This window comes from Paracoccus onubensis, from assembly GCF_003591515.1.
Classification (GTDB): domain Bacteria; phylum Pseudomonadota; class Alphaproteobacteria; order Rhodobacterales; family Rhodobacteraceae; genus Paracoccus; species Paracoccus onubensis.
This window is the reverse complement of the sequence record NZ_QZCG01000003.1, coordinates 61,153-79,013: the sequence shown is the minus strand read 5'-3', so window position 1 is coordinate 79,013 and position 17,861 is coordinate 61,153. Positions and strand designations below refer to the sequence as shown.

Annotated in this window: 17 protein-coding genes and 2 pseudogenes; 9 read left to right on the top strand and 10 right to left on the bottom strand. The window is 60.5% G+C overall.

The window, feature by feature from the left end:
* Positions 1 to 144: 144 nt before the first annotated feature.
* The 3 genes from D3P04_RS05340 to D3P04_RS05330 form a co-directional block, all read right to left on the bottom strand.
* Positions 145 to 519: a DUF6915 family protein gene (locus tag D3P04_RS05340; protein ID WP_119746669.1), complete on the bottom strand. Its 375-nt coding sequence runs from the start codon at positions 517 to 519 to the stop codon at positions 145 to 147.
* An 11-nt stretch (positions 520 to 530) separates the two neighbouring features.
* Positions 531 to 1,019 (bottom strand): DUF6878 family protein, encoded by a 489-nt coding sequence (locus D3P04_RS05335; protein ID WP_119746667.1) that lies wholly within the window; start codon positions 1,017 to 1,019, stop codon positions 531 to 533.
* Positions 1,020 to 1,211: 192 nt separating this feature from the next.
* Positions 1,212 to 1,376 carry a hypothetical protein gene (locus D3P04_RS05330; protein ID WP_119746665.1) on the bottom strand — a complete coding sequence of 55 codons (165 nt, stop codon included), beginning with the start codon at positions 1,374 to 1,376 and terminating at the stop codon, positions 1,212 to 1,214.
* Positions 1,377 to 1,895: 519 nt separating this feature from the next.
* Between D3P04_RS05330 and D3P04_RS05325 the strand changes: the two genes are divergently transcribed.
* Together D3P04_RS05325 and D3P04_RS05320 are read left to right on the top strand one after the other, a co-directional pair.
* Complete coding sequence (locus D3P04_RS05325) at positions 1,896 to 2,903, top strand: AAA family ATPase (protein WP_119746663.1); 1,008 nt, start codon at positions 1,896 to 1,898, stop codon at positions 2,901 to 2,903.
* The gene (locus D3P04_RS05320) at positions 2,896 to 5,397 is read left to right on the top strand and encodes a S8 family peptidase (RefSeq protein ID WP_119746661.1); all 2,502 of its coding nucleotides are present in this window, start codon (positions 2,896 to 2,898) and stop codon (positions 5,395 to 5,397) included. The genes D3P04_RS05325 and D3P04_RS05320 overlap by 8 nt, the downstream gene beginning before the upstream one ends.
* Positions 5,398 to 5,521: 124 nt before the next feature.
* Here the strand turns inward: D3P04_RS05320 and D3P04_RS05315 are convergent, their stop codons facing one another.
* From D3P04_RS05315 to D3P04_RS05300, 4 genes and pseudogenes are all read right to left on the bottom strand, one after another.
* Positions 5,522 to 5,827 carry a hypothetical protein gene (locus tag D3P04_RS05315; RefSeq protein ID WP_119746659.1) on the bottom strand — a complete coding sequence of 102 codons (306 nt, stop codon included), beginning with the start codon at positions 5,825 to 5,827 and terminating at the stop codon, positions 5,522 to 5,524.
* Positions 5,828 to 5,925: 98 nt separating this feature from the next.
* Positions 5,926 to 8,055, bottom strand: coding sequence for a ParB/RepB/Spo0J family partition protein (locus D3P04_RS05310; protein WP_119746657.1), 2,130 nt, complete (start codon positions 8,053 to 8,055; stop codon positions 5,926 to 5,928).
* Positions 8,056 to 8,180: 125 nt separating this feature from the next.
* Positions 8,181 to 8,562 (bottom strand): annotated as a pseudogene (locus tag D3P04_RS05305) (DUF2958 domain-containing protein).
* Entirely contained in the window at positions 8,559 to 9,521 is a 963-nt protein-coding gene (locus D3P04_RS05300; RefSeq protein ID WP_119746655.1) for an ArdC family protein, read from the bottom strand. The pseudogene D3P04_RS05305 and the gene D3P04_RS05300 overlap by 4 nt, the downstream one beginning before the upstream one ends.
* 150 nt (positions 9,522 to 9,671) lie before the next feature.
* On the opposite strand from D3P04_RS05300, the gene D3P04_RS05295 reads away from it, so the two are divergent.
* Positions 9,672 to 9,947, top strand: a complete 276-nt coding sequence (locus D3P04_RS05295; protein WP_232844895.1) for a DUF6429 family protein — start codon at positions 9,672 to 9,674, stop codon at positions 9,945 to 9,947.
* A gap of 93 nt (positions 9,948 to 10,040) precedes the next feature.
* Here D3P04_RS05295 and D3P04_RS05290 read toward each other — a convergent pair whose 3' ends face one another.
* The gene (locus D3P04_RS05290; RefSeq protein ID WP_119746653.1) at positions 10,041 to 10,415 is read right to left on the bottom strand and encodes a hypothetical protein; all 375 of its coding nucleotides are present in this window, start codon (positions 10,413 to 10,415) and stop codon (positions 10,041 to 10,043) included.
* Between the two features lie 109 nt (positions 10,416 to 10,524).
* Between D3P04_RS05290 and D3P04_RS05285 the strand changes: the two genes are divergently transcribed.
* Positions 10,525 to 12,027, top strand: a complete 1,503-nt coding sequence (locus D3P04_RS05285) for a DUF6880 family protein (RefSeq protein WP_119746651.1) — start codon at positions 10,525 to 10,527, stop codon at positions 12,025 to 12,027.
* A gap of 127 nt (positions 12,028 to 12,154) precedes the next feature.
* Positions 12,155 to 13,540, top strand: a complete 1,386-nt coding sequence (locus D3P04_RS05280; RefSeq protein WP_119746649.1) for an IS1182 family transposase — start codon at positions 12,155 to 12,157, stop codon at positions 13,538 to 13,540.
* Positions 13,541 to 13,849: 309 nt separating this feature from the next.
* On the opposite strand, the gene D3P04_RS05275 is transcribed toward D3P04_RS05280, so the two are convergent.
* Positions 13,850 to 14,191, bottom strand: a complete 342-nt coding sequence (locus tag D3P04_RS05275) for an ArsR/SmtB family transcription factor (protein WP_050525650.1) — start codon at positions 14,189 to 14,191, stop codon at positions 13,850 to 13,852.
* A gap of 56 nt (positions 14,192 to 14,247) precedes the next feature.
* Between D3P04_RS05275 and D3P04_RS05270 the strand changes: the two genes are divergently transcribed.
* The 4 genes from D3P04_RS05270 (at position 14,248) to D3P04_RS05255 (ending at position 17,157) form a co-directional block, all read left to right on the top strand.
* On the top strand, positions 14,248 to 15,096 hold the full coding sequence (locus D3P04_RS05270) for a cation transporter (protein WP_050525651.1): 849 nt from the start codon (positions 14,248 to 14,250) through the stop codon (positions 15,094 to 15,096).
* Complete coding sequence (lspA, locus tag D3P04_RS05265) at positions 15,093 to 15,602, top strand: signal peptidase II (RefSeq protein WP_050525652.1); 510 nt, start codon at positions 15,093 to 15,095, stop codon at positions 15,600 to 15,602. Before D3P04_RS05270 ends, lspA begins: the two co-directional genes overlap by 4 nt.
* A 101-nt stretch (positions 15,603 to 15,703) precedes the next feature.
* Positions 15,704 to 16,171 (top strand): DUF411 domain-containing protein, encoded by a 468-nt coding sequence (locus tag D3P04_RS05260; protein ID WP_050525653.1) that lies wholly within the window; start codon positions 15,704 to 15,706, stop codon positions 16,169 to 16,171.
* Between the two features lie 353 nt (positions 16,172 to 16,524).
* On the top strand, positions 16,525 to 17,157 hold the full coding sequence (locus tag D3P04_RS05255) for a tyrosine-type recombinase/integrase (protein WP_119747105.1): 633 nt from the start codon (positions 16,525 to 16,527) through the stop codon (positions 17,155 to 17,157).
* A 174-nt stretch (positions 17,158 to 17,331) separates the two neighbouring features.
* On the opposite strand, the pseudogene D3P04_RS05250 reads toward D3P04_RS05255, so the two are convergent.
* Positions 17,332 to 17,845: pseudogene (locus D3P04_RS05250) on the bottom strand (Arm DNA-binding domain-containing protein); the annotation flags it as partial.
* Between the last annotated feature and the right edge of the window lie 16 nt (positions 17,846 to 17,861).

The window sequence follows — 17,861 nt, the reverse complement described above, 5'->3', positions numbered from 1 at the left end:
AAGGACCAGCATCGGAGAGCCGGGTCGGCATGGTATTGACAGGGAAGTAGGAGGTGCGCGTTCATCGGGAAAACTCCGCGACGGGCGCCGGAAGCCTCTCTCCCGGCTACGACCCGTCACGGAACTCCTGTCCCGCCTCTCCCTCTAATCCGAATCGGTGGGAGGTGCCGCGAAGGGATCGACGTCCGGTTCGATTTTCTGGGCCCGGCCCATCCATGGTTCCGGCCGGATCGCCTTCACCCAATCGGCAAAGCTCGGGATGAAGCCCAGGTCCTCGCCCACATGCTGCTCGCCGACCCATCGGGTCGGGATCACCCGGCCGGTCGAGAGGGTGAGGGTCGGCCCGAAGATCGTCTCGGCCATGAAGATGCCCTCGGCATGGTGCCGAAGCGCCCGATGCCGGAAATCGGCGGTAATCTCCTTCGATGCGTCGAACCAGCTATGGAGGCTCAAATAATCACCGACCTCGCCGCCCCATTTCTTCACCGAGGACAGGGCATGATGATAGGGATGTGCCATTGCCGCCTCCCTCAAAAGGTATGTTCGTAGGTTTCGGTGGCGGTGTAGCGCTCGTTGTAGTCGAGCGTGATCGTCTCCTCCTCCACGTCGAAGGTGAATTCGCCATAGGCGCCGTCATTGTTCTCCCAGCCGCCATGGGTTTCCGAGAGAAAATCATAGGCGAGCTGTTCCACTGCCTCCTCTACGCTCATGGTGTTTTCGGTGATTTCATCGTTGCCCCAGATCACCCTGGCGATGGTGATCTCACCCTTGGGCAGCGCGACAGTATCGCCGCCGCAAAGCGCCGAGATATCCTCGATCTGGCCACTGTCGCCATAGCCGTCGAAGGTCACGATGACCTGGGTGATGTTTGCCGACGCCAGCGCATCGAACAGGGCTTTCTTGTTGGCCGGATGGACGGATTCGGAGCGGCGTTCATAGGCGGCGCGATCGGCATGATAACGCGCCATCGCGGCGGCCATATCGAAGGGCTTCGGGGCGTTCTCGTTGGTATCGGTCATCGGGTTTCTCCCAGAGAGCGGACAGGAAACGAACCGGCCGGCGCGCTCTCTCAACCCGGCAGGCTCGCCCCCTCCGGCCTGCCTCTTTCTCTCTGGCGCCTGCTGGTCACGTTCGGGCTACGGTACCGAACGAACAGGAGCGGGCCAGGGGTGCGGTGGCCCCTGACCGCCGGACGGAGGCGTCTTCGCGCCTCACTCGTAGGGGTCCAGTTCCAATTTCACCATGTCATCGTCGCCGTCCCATTCGGCGGCGGGGCAAGCGCCGTGGGTTCCATCCCCGGCCTGGAACACGACGACCTCGACCATCAGCGTGGTGGCGAGGCTGGCGGCGAAGGCGGTGGCATCCGCATAGGACATCGGGATCGGCTCCTGTCTCTGGGAGGCGGAGGACCATCCCCCGCGCGACAGGCGCCCGAAGTGTCTGACAGGATCTGCAATCACCCTCGCGCGTTCGGGCGTGCCCCGAATCCGCGAGGGCGGCACGCTTGCGTAAGCCGACCCTCTAGGGGTTGACTGCAAAGAGACGGATCAGACCAAGGTTTGCGAATGGAAGCGGGGGTGGTGCTTTGCCTCTGATCGGAGCCGGATACCGGTCGCAGGTGCCGCCGTTCTGACAGCCTTACCGCCATGCGACATCGCGATCGTGTTCCGGGCCAGGGATGGAATCCGCTGCCCAGACCAGATCATCGGAATCATGGTGAAGCTGGAACTGCCTGCCTGAGGCGTCTCAGGCGAAGGCGGCACTGTGAGCCAGGGGCTGCTCTGCCCAGAGCAGGACTGTACAATGCGCGGTAATATCCTGCGCAAATCAATCGTTGCAAAAGTGCGAAAGTCAACTAAGATTCTGCGAAAACACAGACCAACTGGGGCAACGCAGTGTCGAATGCAAAACAGATACTGGCGATGCTCAGAAGCCAAGCTGAAGGCGATGAGGAGCAATTCTTCTCCATCGCACTTCAGGTTGCGGCAGGAGAAGCCCGCCAGGGACACCGCGCGACTGCGGAGGAAATTCGTGCAGCGGTGGATGCCGCGCGTTCACAGCGCGGGACGCGGGCCTCTGTCCCAATCGCTTTTTCGCGCCCGCGCGGAGATCTCGACAACCTTCTCGACCTGCGGGAACCACAGATCCGCCTCGCGGACGCGGTGCTGAACAGGTCCGTCAAAGATCATCTTGAAACGGTAGTGGTTCAGCAGCGGCGTCGGGATTGGCTACGGGAGCATGGAAAGACGCCGAGTCGCCGTCTGCTGTTTGCCGGGCCTCCGGGTTCTGGTAAGACGATGACTGCCGAAGCGCTCGCTGGTGAATTACACCTGCCTCTGTTTGTTATCCGGCTGGAAAGCTTGATCACACGTTTTATGGGAGAGACGGCGGCCAAATTGCGTCTCGTCTTCGATGAGGCTCAGAAGCGCAGAGGCGTCTATCTCTTTGATGAATTCGACGCAGTGGGCAGCAACAGGTTGGCGACGAATGACGTTGCTGAAATGCGGCGGGTTCTGAACAGCTTCCTACAGTTCATGGAAGAGACGTCGGCGACCGACAGTGTGCTGGTGGCCGCTACCAACCATCCATCTCTCCTTGATCGCGCCTTGTTGCGGCGTTTCGATGAGGTCCTGCAGTTTGAAATGCCGTCGGCTGATGAAGTGCGAGCCATTATCAAGGCCCATCTCTCGCCGATGAAATATCCCAAGATCAACTGGAAGACTGTTGTTGCTGCGGCCGCCTGCCTTAGTCAGGCTGAGATTGTTCACGCGGCAGAAGAGGCCGTCAAAGCGGCGATCCTCTCAGAACGAAATCAGATTTCCACCGCCGATCTGACGCGCGAGCTTCGCAAACGCCAGGCAATGAGAACGGTGTTCTCTGAAGAACAGGGACACATTGGCTGAGTACGAGCATCGTCATATCGACCTGAGCGGTCTGTCGGTAACCCGCGATTACAAGTCCCCAGGCAGTAACGCCCGCCAACGGCCCCTTCAACGCATCCGTGAGGAACATGGCCGGCGCATCGTCGGAGAGCTTGAAACAGCTTTTGAAGCCGCCGATGTCAGGCGGGATGACTTGGGGTTACCTGAGGGGACGCCTCCGTCCGACGGCGTATATCTCGAGGTGGAGCTTGCACCTTCCGTGGGGCCGACCACGCTAGAGAAAAAACGCGAGGGTACACGCCAGGGAGCGGTCACACTTTCCGAAACCGGCGCACGTCGCATCGCACTCTTCGTACCGGACGACACCAGAAATGTCTTCGAAGCGGTTTTCCGGGATTACGCATTTACGGAAATAGACGAAAGAACAGAGCCCCCAAAGAAATCCCGTGTCGAGCCGGTCGAACATATCCGCACGGCGCGTTTGCGAACCTTCTGGCGTGACGATCCACTGGCGCTGCCCGATGATCCGCAGGCTGAAATGTGGTGGGCTTTGTGGTGTTTTGCTGACCGCTTTGAACGTGTCGAGACAACCGCTCTGCGGCTCGGGTTGACTATCGGAGGAGAGGACAGTCGGCTAAATTTCCCCGAAGTAGTGGTTCTGCCGGTTCACGGACGCCGAGTAGCGATCGAGATGCTGCTGTTTTCAACGGGAGGCGTCTCAGAAATCAGGCGGGCAAGCGATACGCCGACGGTTTTCACGGATGAGCTCGCGGGCATAGCGAATGAATTTGTGGATAACCTGGCCGAGCGGACCACGTGGCCGGGTCGCGACGTCCCGGCCGTTTGCCTCCTCGACACCGGTGTGAACCGCGGTCATCCTCTGATCGAACCCGCATTGTCGCCTGGAGACATGCACGCTGTATATGCCGATTGGGGCGTAGATGATGATAGCGACATCGGTCATGGATCCGGAATGGCCGGACTGGCGCTGCATGGCGATCTAACCATGCCGTTGGGAGATGCGTCGCGACCGGTCCTGGCGCATCGCCTCGAGTCCGTCAAAATCCTTCCACCGGACGGCTTTGAGCCGAGCGACCCTTCATCCTACGGCGCAATCACAACATCCGCCACCTCACTGCCGGAAATATCGGCTGCCGAGCGGCCAAGGGTCTTTTGTATGGCCGTAACAAACGAAAACCGGTCAGGAGCGGAACCAACTGCCTGGAGCGCAGCTCTGGATCAGATCTCGGCGGGTGTGGACGCAGCCGAGGAAGGCCCGGACCATATTCGGCGCCTTTTTGTCCAGGCGATCGGAAACATTGCGGACAATTCGCGCGCTGAGGACATCGCCGATGGCGACGCGTTTCCAGGAGAGGACCCCGCGCAGGCATGGAATGTCCTGACGGTGGGCGGCACTACCTTGAAGTCGGAGGTTTCCGAAGGCGGTTACCGTGACTGGCGAGGATGGTCCCGTCCCGGGGATCGCAGTCCCTACAGTCGCACCAGTACGCTTTGGCGCTCGGGACAGTCCCCGATCAAACCGGAGATCGTCCTGGAGGCAGGAAACCGCGGGCTCAGCAGTTCGGGGCTTGAAGCGCTGTCGGGTCTTCCTTCACTCTCGGTGCTGACGACTGCGAAATCAGCCGGCCCACATCCGGTAACTCCGTTCTGGGCGACCAGCGCGGCCACAGCACAGGCGGCAAGACTAACAACGCGGATCATGGCTGAGCACCCTGAGTACTGGCCCGAGACCATCCGCGCCCTGACTGTGCATAGCGCCCGGTGGACGCCGCATATGTTGGGGGAATTCAACGCGACCGGATCGAAATCCGACCGGAAGGCGCTCGCTCGAAAATATGGATATGGCGTACCGGATCTACGGCGCGCACTTGCATCGGCCCGCGACGATCTTGCTCTGGTCGCACAGCAATATATTCAACCGTTCCGGGTCGAGAATGGCAGCGTGCGTTTCTCTGATGCTCACGTCTACCGCTTACCTTGGCCCAGGCAGGTCCTGGAGGATTTAGGGGATCAGCCTGTGCGGCTAAAAGTGACGCTTTCATATTTTGTCGAGCCGAACCCAAGCTTTGCAAGCGCGATCGATCCCGCCAGATATCAATCCTTTGGGCTGCGCTTCGATCTCAAGCGAGCACGCGAAACGGATGGGAATTTTCTACGTCGGGTCAACAAGGATGACCGTGGCGAAGGCGATCCCCGTCCGATCAACGAGGACAATGACGGCTGGTTCTTTGGCCCCAAGTCGATCTCGGCCGGTTCAATACATACCGACATTTGGGCAGGGAGCGCCGTGGAATTGGTAGAGCGTGACCTGCTCTACATATACCCAATATCCGGCTGGTGGCGGGAGCGGCGCGCACTCGGGAGAGCGGAGAGCAAAACCCGCTATGCGCTTGTCGTCGGAATCGAGACTCCGGATTTAGATGTCGATCTGATGACACCTATCGAGACTGAAGTTGCGGCACTGCTCCGGACGGGTATCGATATCGAGATTTGACGACATGCGCCGTCGAAGCGGTGGGGTAAATGTTTCGCATCGAATGGAATTTCGATGCCGGTGACGCCCGTCCCGAACGGGACGGGCTGACCCCAATATCAAAAAGGATGGGCCAACACGACCCTCAATCCCAAAGCCCGTCGGCGAACTCGCGTGCGACCATGGCTCGGGCCTTCATCATCACGTCATCGCCGCAGGTGTCGATGTGACCGTAGAACAGGGCAGGACCGCCCTGTGCGGTCCAATCCGCGTAGCGGCAATATTCGCGCATATCGAGACGAAAGGCGCGCATGTCTTCCGCCCAATGCGGTTTTGGTTCCACGACCACGGTGATGCCGTCACGTGTTTCCTCCCAGGGCAGCGAGCGTTCAGCAGGCGGGTTGGCACTGTCCTCCCGGAAGATCTGGTCAATGTCGATATTTGCAGGCATCGGATATCTCCAAAGAAAAATCCCGGTCACGAGGACCGGGCGAAGTGTGGAAACGGAACGGGTGAGACGGGGCGGCGATGGCCGCCCCCGCCCGAGGATCATTCGGCAGCGACCATCGACTGCACGTCGTCCTCCTCGGTAGCTTCTTCGTCCTCTCCACCCCCTGCAAGGAACTCGGGCAGATCGTCCGTCTCCGCGTCGATACCGGCATCCGCATCCACCTTGGCATTAGGATCGACCATCCGGAGCGGTTCCGGCAACCAGCCGGATTCGGCCAGCAGGCGCTCGGCCTCCTTCGCCATGTCGCCCTTCTTCAGATGATCGATAAGTTGGGCGGCCCGGTCGCCAGAACCTTCCCGCACCGCCTCGATGATCCGCGGCTTGGTCACGCGGCCGAGATAGTTGCTGACGGTCGGCCGCCAACCCACGGCTACCATGTCGAGCCCGGTGGCCCGCGCCAGCCGGTCGGCTTGCGACAGGCGCACGTCCAGCCCATGCTGGCTGACGCCCATGCCGCTATAGGGATTGGGCTTCTCGTGTAGCGCGTTGACGCCGAAGCTGACACAATGGGCGAGCAGCTCCATCCGGGTGGCGTCGTCCTGATCGGCCAGCCAGTCCCAGAGTGTCGTATCGTCGGCCGGGATGTGATCGCCCCAGCGTTCATGCCGATCCTGGATGGACTTCGCCGAGGAGCTTTCACCCAGATCCTCGGACTGTGCCGGGAAGTGGACCTCCCGGACATGAGCCTCAACACACCCTTTGGTCGAATGCGGCAGGAAGCAATCCGTCACCAACCGGTGCAGCAACGCGGTCATGGCGACATGCGGGTTGGATCCCACGGCATCCCGGAGCGCCAGGGTGCGATGCGCGGTCAACTCGCTGACGAGGCGATCGGGCAGCGGCCGGATGGTCTCGACCTCTTCGTCCTCCTCGGTCTCTGGCGCTGCGCCGCCGACCGTGATGACGGCGCGCTGGATACTGCCATCCTCGCCACTTTCGGGAGACACACCATCAGTATTACCGTCCTCGGGATCGACTGCCGCCTCGTCTTCGGACCGGACATAGCCGCGCTCGACAGCAAGCTGCCCGTCATGGCGGATGCTGACGAAGACACCGGCCTTGGCCATCTGCTCCTCATCGTAGACCATCGGCCGGTTTTCGAAGGCGTCGAGTGCCTCCTCGATCTCGCCGAGCCGCGCATCCACCTCGTCGGGCAATTCGTCGGCTTCAGCATATTGCGCCTCCAGCACGTCGAACTCGTCGCGGAGTTTTTCGCGCTCGGCGCGCTCTTCGTCGGTCAGGTCGATGGTGGTGCCGGCCAGACGTCGCAAGCCGCTGGTGTGGCCATAGGGGAAGCCCACCGCGATCTCGATCCATTTCCAGCCCTCGGCGGCGATCGTCTCCGCCTCCGATTTCAGCTTCTCACCCGCCAGCCGGTCGAGCAGCGCCGGGTCCTGGAGCCAGCCGCCATCGTCCTGCTGGAACAGATCGCGCAGTACATAGCCGCCCGCCGCCTCGTATGTGTCGATGCCGACGAAGAGCGCCCGTTTGTCCGAAGCGCCCACCGCAGTTTCGGTTAGAAGACGGCGGATGTAATAGGGCTCCTTTTGCCAGCTATCCTTGATCGCCTCCCAGACCTGTTCCTGCCGGGCGTGATCCTCCGATACGGTGAAGGCCATGAGCTGTTCCAGCGTCATGCCGTCCCCTGCATAGATGTCGAGCAGCAAGGGTGAAACCGAGACAAGGCGCAGGCGCTGCTTCACCACCTTGGCGTCGACGAAGAAGGCGGCGGCGATTTCTTCCTCGCTCATACCCTTCTCATGCAGCACCTGGAAGGCGCGGAACTGATCGAGGGGATGCAGCGGCGCGCGCTCGGTATTCTCGGCCAACGACAGCTCGTCGATCAAAACGTCAGCATCGACCTCCGACACGACACAGGGCACCGGCGCGGTCTTGTTGAGGCGCTTTTGTTTGACCAGCAGTTCCAGCGCCCGGTAACGGCGGCCACCGGCGGGCACCTCGAAGAGGCCGGTTTCCTTGCCCTCGGCATCGAACTCGGGCCGGACATGCAGGGACTGGATCAGCCCCCGGCGGGCGATGGACTCGGCCAGTTCCTCGACCGAAACACCGGATTTCACGCGCCGGACGTTCGATTGACTGAGGGTCAGCTTGTTGAAAGGGATGTCGCGCGAGGACGACAGGGTGATTTTCTGGGTGGCAGTGGCCAAGGTCTTTCACTCCGCGACGGGCGCCGAGAGCCTCTCTCTCCGCTTCCAACCCGTCACGAAGCGAAGCGCCGCCCTCTTCCTCTGAAGAGAGCGACGCCGAAACCGAAAGGCCGGAACCCCGGAAATCAGGACTCACTGGTCCTCGCGTCGGAGGGTTTCCCGGGCGATAGGCGACCAGAACGGTAAAGCAGGCGCTTGGCATCGCGGATACTGCCGGTCTCCCGCGCGGTGTCGGCCCAGACCGAGATCGGCACGTCACCGCTGAAGAGCAGGTCCAGCTCGATCCCCATGCCGAAAGGCAGCCGGATCGCGGAAAGCTCGGCAAAGCTCCGGATAGCCGATATCTGCCAATCCGAACATGGTATCGCCATCTGTATCCAGTTCTGTCGCCAGCCAGACACCTTCGCCCAACGGATTGAAGAATTTGACGACGGGGTTGTGATCGACGTCCGGTTGGCGGCCATTGGCGAGAAGCTGCGCACGTTGTTCATCTGTCAGGAGGATCATGCCACGGCCCTCCGGTCGATCGCAGCCTTGTCGGCTTCTCCCGCATCGCGCTCCGGCAGATGCGCGAGAATCCAGTCGGCGGCCTTGCTCGCCTGCGAGGCGGCTCGGACGATGGCGCGGGAATCCTCGCGCAGCACCTCAAGCCAGGATCCAATGTAATCGGCATGGCGCACGGTCGGCACGATCCCGAGCGAGGCGCAGCAGAAAGCCGCATTCATTTCCGCGACCAGTTCCTCGAAGGCGTATGTCTTCGAGCCGAAAGAACCGGTGAGATCACGGTTCAGGCGATGGGACGCGCCGCTGGCATGACCGATCTCGTGCAGCGCCGTCCGGTGCCAGTTGATTGGCTCGAAATAGGCCTGTGGCGGCGGCACCTGCACATAGTCATGCGCTGGTACGTAATAGGCCCGGTTCCCACCGATGCGGAAATCGATGCCGGTGGCGCGGATCAGCGCCTCGACCCGAGGCTCGATCATGCTGGGCGGTGGCGGGGGTGCTGCGACAGCGATATTCTCGGGCAGATCTTCGCATTGCGCCGCATTGAACACGGTGAAGCGCTTCAGGAACGGGATGCTGCCGGGGTGCTCGCCGGTCTCGCGGGCCCGACGTTTCTCGTCCTCGGGCGTGAAGCGATCGGCATAGACGACGGTGGTGCCGTGCTCGCCCTTGCGGACATTGCCGCCAAGCGCCTGCGCCTGGCGATAGGTCAGCCAATGCTGTGTGGGATAGCCATGCTGGACCACGGCACCCCAGAGGATCAGGATATTGATCCCAGAATATTGCCGGGAGGTCGCCGCGTTCCTCGGCATGGCGAGCGGCGCTTTCGCCGCCGCCGACCCCCAAGGCTGGACCCAGGGCAGCCGCCCCTCTTCCAATTCGGCGACGATCTTGTCGGTGATGTCGTCGTAAAGGTTTGTGCGCGTGCCGCCCTTGCGGGCCGCGCGGTGCTGTCTGGCCATCGGGATGATCTCCGCGACGGGCGCCGGAAGCCTCTCCTCCGGCCCTCAACCCGTCACGGAAAACCCGTCCGCACTCGAACTCTCAGGGCGTGTTGCGGGTTTTCCGTGCTGGAATTCGTTGGATCGCGGTGATGCGGTGAATGGGATACCATGGCGGGGAAAAAGGACGATTGGGAGCAGGAGGAAAATCGCGCCATGGAGATTGACAGGGACAGGATCGACGATGCGATTCTCGCGCTGCTTTACCTGACGCTCGATCGGGACGGGCGGGCGTGGAAGGGTTTCGAGTGGGACGCGATGAAGCGGCTGCACGAGAAAGGCTTCATCGGTGATCCCGTCAACAAGGCCAGGTCCGTCTGGCTGACCCCCAACGGGATCGCGCAATCCGAAAAGCTTTTCCACGAGATGCTTTGCCGGTCGGCGTAGATCGTCATTTCCAGTACCCCCGCCGAAGCACCACGGTACATCTTCGCCTGGAAACGAAAACGGGAGAGGTTTGCCGCGACGGCGGCGACATGGTCACTGATGGTGAATATCGCCCTTGCCCATCAGGCCGGGATCCGGTTCCGGATCATCCCATCTTCTTGCGGCGCTCAGCCACCGGATGATCACCTTCTGGAAATCCGGATCGTCGAGCCGCAGGTGAAACGTGTAGAGGCGATTGACCACTTGCCGCATGAGATCGCGCATCTCGGCATCATCCAGCCGGGAAACCTCCGCCCATGGGATGCGGTTGCCCTCGGCATCGAGGACAAAGACATCCGAGTAATCGCCGGTCCGGCTCACCGGCACCGGGCCGGCATGCAGGTCTTCCAGCCGGGTATTGCGCACGCAGATCATCGCCATGGCCTTGGCCAGGTTCGCGACAATCCGCTCCTCGTCGGATTCGGTCATGACTGAAGCCTATCCCGCGGCACCGGTCGGGGCCAAATGATTTTGAGGCCCGGCGTATTGCGTCGGCATCGCCCTCAAGGCAGAAACTGGACCCGCAAGGAGGTGAGACATGGCCCGCAGACCTGCTCTGAGCATCGAGAATCTGACGGAACTCGATTCTGAAAAGCTGGCCCGGCTCGTTCTGGACGAGACCGAGCGGAATGCCGGATTCAAGCGGCAGGTGTCGGCGGCCCTGGCCGCGAAATCCGGCCCGGAGGCGGTTGCGAAGCTGATCGATCGGCGCCTGGCGGGGCTGGAAAGGGCGCACAGTTTCATCGAGTGGGAGAGAACACGCGCCTTTCGCGACGATCTGCAAAGCCTGGTCGACACGATTGGCTCGGAGCTTGCCTCGGCCTCCGTGCTACTGGCGACAGATCGCCTGCTGCGGTTCGTGGCGACCCATGAGCGGGTCTTCGATCGGGTGGATGATTCCTCGGGGCATGTGCAGGATGTCTATTATCTGGCCATCGCGGAGATGGGCGCGCTTGCCGGAGATCTCAGTCCGGCAGAGGCGGCACAGCTGCCGGATCGGATCATGGCCGCACTCGGTGAAACCAGCCATGGCTATCTTCGGGACCTGGCCGAGGCGGTCATTCCGCATCTCGCCGATGACGTGCTGGAACAATGGGATCACGAGCTGATCCGGGCAATCGGGCAGCGCGAGACGGAGGAGGCCGGCCGGTCCTCATCGGGATGGCAGTATTCGATGACCTCGCAATGGCGCGACATCCGCAAGATAATCGCCCGGCAGCGCGGCGATCTCGACCTGCTGATCGAGCTGGAGAGCCGGAAAGCGGCACATATGCAGGACAATCTCGGGCTGGCGGCGGCGCTGCTACAGGCGGGGCGGGCCATTGAGGCATTGGACTGGGTGCGCAGGCCGGGCCGGCGGGCATTGGTCGCATCATCCGGCGATGATGACGAGGACCTTTCCCCCGACCAGGCCAGCCTCGAAGCGCGGATCCTGGAAGCGCTTGGGGAGAAGGATGCGGCGCGGGCATTACGCTGGGCATGCTTCGGCCAGACCCTGTCGGCCGATATCCTGCGGCAGCATCTGAACACCCTGCCGGATTTTGAGGATATCGAGGAGCTGGACCGGGCCTTCGATCTGGCGCTTCAGCATCCTGGTAAGGAAGCGGCGCTGCGGTTTCTGCTGGGCTGGCCGCGGCTGGATCTGGCGGCGCGATTGATCACCGATCATCATGATGAGTGGGATGGCCGTGATTACCACATCCTGCCGCAGGCGGCCGCCGTACTCGAGCATGAATACCCTCTGGCGGCGACAATCCTCTATCGCGCCCTGTTGGACAGCATCCTGGCGCGGGCCAAATCCAAGGCCTATCCGCATGGCGTGAAGTATCTGCGCAAGCTCAATATGCTTGCCAAGGTTGCAGGTGCCTCGTCTGAGCTACCCCGAACGATGATGGATCATGCCGATTACTCTGCAGCGCTGCGCAAGGCGCATGTCAGAAAGATTGGTTTCTGGCGGCAAGTGGAGCCGGATGCAAAGAATCCAGATTCAGAGTCTGGGATGCCGTCTCGGGGTCGGGCGCCGCATTGGGTGGTGGAATGATCGCAGATATTCGATCAGATCGACACGGAATACGCAATGCAGGTTGGGCGTATTTTGTTGAAAAACTTTTCCTTGATTGAGGTCTGAACTGCTGATTCAATTCCTGTAATTTAGGGGAGTGTTGGTAATGTTGGGACCCAAGCAGCAAGCGCAAGCTGCGTTGTTTTACGAGTTCTCGCTGGAAGATCACGTTCCACAAGACCACTTTCTGCGCTCGATTGATCGGTTTGTCGATCTGAGTAGCATCCGCGCCCACCTGGCGGATTTCTATAGCCACACGGGCCGTCCGTCGGTTGATCCTGAGCTGCTGATCCGGATGCTGTTGGTCGGATATTGCTTCGGCATCCGGTCGGAACGGCGGCTCTGCGAAGAGGTCCATCTGAACCTCGCGTATCGCTGGTTTTGTCGCCTTGATCTGAGCGATCGTGTCCCGGATCATTCGACGTTTTCCAAGAACCGGCATGGTCGGTTTAGGGAGAGCGAACTGCTCCGTTATCTGTTCGAGACGACTGTGGCCCGGTGCATTGCAGAAGGCTTGGTCAGTGGCCAGCGCATGGCAATCGATGCCAGCCTGATTGAGGCGGACGCTAACAAACAGAACTCGACGCCGAAGGAAGATTGGGACGCGGCGAGTATCGACCCAGCGGATGCGCCCCGCGCCGTGCGCGAGTATCTCGACACCCTGGACGAGGCCGCCTTCGGCGCGGCCAGCGAGGTTCAGCCCAAGTTCACGTCGCATTCCGACCCGGCCAGCCAGTGGACCGCAGCTCGTAAAGGTCCGGCGTTCTTCAGCTATTCCGACAATTATCTCATCGACACGGATCACGGTGTCATCTTGGATGTGGAACCCACCCGCTCCATCCGGCAAGCCGAGGTTGGATCGATAAAAACGATGCTGACGCGGGTGAAAGACAAGTTCGGTCTGGTCCCTGACTGGATGATCGCCGACACTGCGTATGGCTCAGGCCCAATGCTCGGCTGGCTCGTGGATCGCAAGATCGATCCTTACATCCCGGTAATCGACAAGGCCGGACGCCCCGATGGCACCTGGACACGCACAGATTTCGACTGGGATGCGCAGAACGATCAATACATCTGCCCCGAGGGTCATGCGCTCAAGCAGTTCCGCCGGAATTATTCCGATCCGAACCGGGGCCCGACGGGCAGGGGCACCGCGAAGTATCGTGCGCTGAAGCTGACCTGTCAGGTATGCCCGTCGAAACAGAAATGCTGCCCGAACGCCGAGGCCAGATCGATCACCCGCGAGGAACACGAAGATGCCCGCCAAGTTGCCAGGGATTTGGCCAAAACTGATGAATACGCGATTGCGATGAAGCTCAGGAAGAAGATCGAGATGCTCTTCGCCCACCTCAAACGTATTCTCGGCCTCGGTCGGCTTCGATTACGTGGCCCATCCGGTGCAAATGATGAATTCCTACTCGCCGCAACCGCCCAAAACCTCCGAAAACTGGCCAAGATATTTCCCGCACCGCAGCAAACGCGAAAAGCCTGACAAGAAAGGTGCTCGCGCTGAATTCCGAACAGCTATTTCTGCGCTCGCAAACGTTAGTTTTTCAACAAAATCGGCGGAAAGCGGAAGTTCGCTGCGACAAGAACGAACGGCCAGAATGCGGGACAAATGGTGATTTCGCTGCGGATGCGCCAACGTCCGGTTCGGCGGACCGTTCAACGAATGGTGGATGCCCCCCAATCTTACGTCCTCCGGGATGCATGACCTAGCGTCGGCAGAACCTGCAAGTGTAACCGCTTCGGCCTTGGCAGGTTTATGACCAGCTTTCTTTGCTGCCAAAACGACCGTTTGTCACTCGCGATAGTTGCCGCACGCCTCAACACCCTCTGCGACCAATTCCAGAAGTGCGTCCACATCATTCAAAAGGGCTGTAATGCGCGGGCTGCTGATACGGTAGCGAATGAAGCGTCCATCGCGGTCGCTGGCGACAAGCCCACAATCCAAAAGACATCGGAGATGGTTGGAAACGTTTGGTTGCGATAATTCCGTGCGTTCGACGAGTTCGTGAACAACCAGCGGCCCCCCGCACAAGGCACCGAGAATAGCCAAGCGGCTTGGGTCGGCGAAGCCGCGGAAAAGCTTTGCGCGTTGTTCAATGGTAGCGGTCTTGCGGTCGGTAACGATCTGCGTCATATCATTACTCACTGATATATTATCCTTTGATCCACTTTAGCAGGAGAACTGCGACCATGGCCAACGCAGAAAACGCGATAGCAGATATTCCATCCTTCCGTTACCGCGTCTCCGGCATGGATTGCGCCAAGGACGCCGCACAGATTGAACGAGCGGCGCAGTCTGCCGGGGTCGCGCCCGACGCGGTGAAAGTGTCGGCGGCGACCCATATCATGACCTTGAAGGCCCCTGAAGCGCGGTTGCCGGAGATCGAAAAAGCCGTTGAGACAACTGGGTATGGGTTTGACCGTATCGAGAGCGACGAGGATATTCAGCAAGGTGCGGCCCATCAGGACCCGGCCTACCGACGCGCGCTCTGGATCGTCGTAATCCTAAACGTTGGTTATGGTGTCATCGAGATGGTCGGCGGGTTCATCTCCGGATCGCAGGCTGTGAAGGCCGATGCGCTCGATTTCATCGGCGATGGCGCAATTACCTTCCTCGGACTTCTGGCCATCGGCTGGAGCCTCGCCTGGCGAGCGCGATCAGCCCTGATTCAGGGCATCTTTCTCGGCTTGCTCGGTCTTGGCGTCCTTGGCACAACCATCATACGGGCATTCGAGCCGACACCGCCAGACGCCACTCTGATGGGGATACTGGGCCTTATTGCTCTTGTCATCAATGTCATCTCCGTGTTGCCCCTGCTGAAATTCCGCAAAGGCGACGCGAACATGCGTGCCGTCTGGCTGTTTTCGCGCAACGACGCCATCGGCAATGCGGCAGTCGTTATCGCCGCCGGTCTGGTGTTTTGGCTGGGTAGCGCATGGCCCGACCGAATCGTCGCCTTCGGCATCGCAGGATTGTTCTTGCATTCTTCCTGGGCGATCATCCGCGATGCGCGTTCCGATCTGAAAGTGGCGGCATGAACAGCCGCATTCTGGGGGCGGTCTGCACGATTGCAGCTTTCGGTCTCGATCAGGGCACCAAGGCGCTTGCCCTGAACACCCCGGCGCTTGAGCATGGGGTCGAGGTTCTGCCCTTTCTCAATCTCGTTCGTGTCCTGAACGATGGGGTCAGCTTCGGCATGCTCGGTGGGATCGTGCCCTGGTGGGGTCTCGTCGTGCTTGCTACCGCGATCATGGCATGGCTGCTGATCTGGTTATGGCGCGCGCCGAACAGGCTGACGGCTGCTGCTCTCGGTCTGGTCATCGGCGGTGCGCTCGGCAATGTCATCGACCGGCTGCGTTATCAGGCGGTCCCTGACTTTCTGGATTTTCACTTCGGAACATACCACTGGCCGTCCTTCAACCTCGCTGACGTGGCGATTTTCTGTGGGGCGGCACTGCTGTTCTGGGACGGCTTTCGCGCGACGAAAGACAAGCCGGGACATCAGGAACAAGACCAACGCGAGGGAAATATCACGGGGAGATAAACGATGTCCGCATACCATCCGCAAAGGGCTTCGACAGCACGTTCGCCCAACTGCGCAACCCAAGTCCCGCCCAAGGCATGCTATTCAAAAGGAGAAATGCGATGCACATAACGCGCCGCCAAATTTTGACCGCCGTCGCTGGCATTGCCAGCGCCGCGCCGCTTGCGGCATTTGCGCAAGCTGCACCAACAATCCACGTTCTCAAAGACCCTAATTGCGGCTGCTGTCGCGCCTGGGTCGCCATTCTTAGGCAGGAGGGCTTTCGCGTCACCGAGGAGCGGAGCTTTGGGACCCTCATGATGCGTCACAAGCTGGACAATGGCATCCCGCAAAGAATGATATCGTGCCACACGGGCGAGATTGAGGGTTACATGATCGAAGGTCACGTGCCGGTTGCCGACATCCGCCGCCTGTTGGCTGAACGGCCAGATGCTGTCGGTCTCGCTGTTCCTGGCATGCCTTATGGGTCGCCTGGAATGGGCCCAGAAGATCAGCGTGAAGCTTATGATGTGTTCTTGATCCGCCGGGATGGTAGCAGCGAGGTCTTTACGAGCTATTCCGCAGCTTAGAACTCCAATGACCTCTGGGTCAGAGTCTTTATGAGAAATGACCGTTTTGATTGTGTCCTTCTGACAGAACTTATCCAAAAACGGTGATGCACGTTCCGATCTGAAGGCGGCGGCATGAACAGCCGCATTCTGGTTGGGTTCCGCGCAACGGAAGACACACCGAAAAAGCCTGAACAAGGCAACCGCAAAAATAGTGCACAGCAAAGACCGAGAAGCGGCCATTCAGTTATTCTGCAGCATCTGTCGAAGTGGGCTCGGAGCAGACCTTCGCGGTGGGCTGGCTTGATGTGGTATACTGTGTCACCAACATGAGGTTGGTGTCGAGGCTGGGCGAGGAGGTTGGAGGACAGAACATGCCTACTGCCAACTTACCTGCCATCCGCGCTTGCCGCCCTGCTTGGAACAAGGGGCGCCTGATAGGTCAGAAACGCCCACTTTTGCCGAAACATGTCTGGGCCATCCGCGTTCGCCTAGAGATCGCCGGGAACCATCGCGACCTTGCCCTCTTCAACTTGGCCGTCGACAGCAAGCTCCGTGGCTGCGACTTGGTGAAACTAAAGGTCGTCGACGTCTACGCTTCCGGCCAGGTCAAGGAACGTGCATCGATCATTCAAAGCAAGACCCAACGGCCGGTCAGGTTTGAGATCACGGAAGGAACGCGGAAATCGCTGTCGCGCTGGATGGAAGAGCCGTTGATGGTCGGCTCGGAATTTCTCTGGCCGGGCCGTTTCCATGAGCGCCTGCACATCTCGACACGGCAGTACGCTCGTCTCGTGCGGGATTGGGTGTCATCCATCGGCCTGGACCCCACATCCTACGGAACTCACTCCATGCGCCGGACGAAAGTCGCGGAGATCTATCGGAAGACGGGGAACCTGCGCGCCGTTCAGCTTCTTCTGGGACACACCAAGATGGACAGCACGGTCCGGTATCTGGGCGTGGACCTAGAAGACGCGCTTGCCATCTCCGAAAGTGTTGAAATCTAATGGACCGGGCCGCCGTCACTGGCGGCCCAGAGCGGCCTTCTGCGCTCGGTTCGTCGCTGCATTGCAGCAATCACCAGACCTGCCATTGCATGCTTGGCGCAGCATTTTACGTTGGCCCGTTGACGGCAGGCGGCAACCACTTACTTCCGACCACGATTGTTGATCCCCCAGTGGCAGCCACCGTTCGCGCGGGTTCTCGATCCGGCGGCGGAAGCCCGATGCCGGATTGTCCTCACGCCAGCCCAGCTATGCGCATAGGTGAACATCTTTCGGAGCACCTCGCCGACCCGGTTGGCGCACACCGGCGTTGGTTTCGATCCCTTGAGCTTGCGGGCGCGTCCCTCCCGTCTTCCTTCACGCCCAGCGGATCGCCCACAGCATCTATGTCGCGGCGCAACTCCTTGGCCGGCTCCCGCGCCGCCGCCGTCGACCATTCCGGCCAACGCCCCAGCGTCATCCGCCGCCGCCGCCCGGCATAGCGGTAGTCCAGCGTGAAGGCCCGGTTGCCCGAGCGGTAGATGCAGGTGACAAATCCCCGAACCTCACTGTCAAAAATCTGGTAGTCCCGACCCGGTTCCGGTGCCGCCTTACTTACTGATTTCTCGTTCAACCTCAATCGTTTCACCGTACCCAGCGTCTCCTTCTTGCATCCCACTTGAGGCTCAGCCTCGCGCGCAGGGCAAGTCATATATCGCCACTCAGAC

Bases quoted from the DNA above. Each gene is read 5' to 3' on its own strand.
- D3P04_RS05340 (WP_119746669.1), bottom strand. From the start codon at position 519: ATGGCACATCCCTATCATCATGCCCTGTCCTCGGTGAAGAAATGGGGC.
- D3P04_RS05255 (WP_119747105.1), top strand. From the start codon at position 16,525: ATGCCTACTGCCAACTTACCTGCCATCCGCGCTTGCCGCCCTGCTTGG.
- D3P04_RS05300 (WP_119746655.1), bottom strand. From the start codon at position 9,521: ATGGCCAGACAGCACCGCGCGGCCCGCAAGGGCGGCACGCGCACAAAC.
- D3P04_RS05285 (WP_119746651.1), top strand. From the start codon at position 10,525: ATGGCCCGCAGACCTGCTCTGAGCATCGAGAATCTGACGGAACTCGAT.
- D3P04_RS05315 (WP_119746659.1), bottom strand. From the start codon at position 5,827: ATGCCTGCAAATATCGACATTGACCAGATCTTCCGGGAGGACAGTGCC.
- D3P04_RS05290 (WP_119746653.1), bottom strand. From the start codon at position 10,415: ATGACCGAATCCGACGAGGAGCGGATTGTCGCGAACCTGGCCAAGGCC.
- lspA (WP_050525652.1), top strand. From the start codon at position 15,093: ATGAACAGCCGCATTCTGGGGGCGGTCTGCACGATTGCAGCTTTCGGT.
- D3P04_RS05295 (WP_232844895.1), top strand. From the start codon at position 9,672: ATGGCGGGGAAAAAGGACGATTGGGAGCAGGAGGAAAATCGCGCCATG.
- D3P04_RS05330 (WP_119746665.1), bottom strand. From the start codon at position 1,376: ATGTCCTATGCGGATGCCACCGCCTTCGCCGCCAGCCTCGCCACCACG.
- D3P04_RS05260 (WP_050525653.1), top strand. From the start codon at position 15,704: ATGCACATAACGCGCCGCCAAATTTTGACCGCCGTCGCTGGCATTGCC.
- D3P04_RS05270 (WP_050525651.1), top strand. From the start codon at position 14,248: ATGGCCAACGCAGAAAACGCGATAGCAGATATTCCATCCTTCCGTTAC.
- D3P04_RS05275 (WP_050525650.1), bottom strand. From the start codon at position 14,191: ATGACGCAGATCGTTACCGACCGCAAGACCGCTACCATTGAACAACGC.
- D3P04_RS05335 (WP_119746667.1), bottom strand. From the start codon at position 1,019: ATGACCGATACCAACGAGAACGCCCCGAAGCCCTTCGATATGGCCGCC.
- D3P04_RS05280 (WP_119746649.1), top strand. From the start codon at position 12,155: ATGTTGGGACCCAAGCAGCAAGCGCAAGCTGCGTTGTTTTACGAGTTC.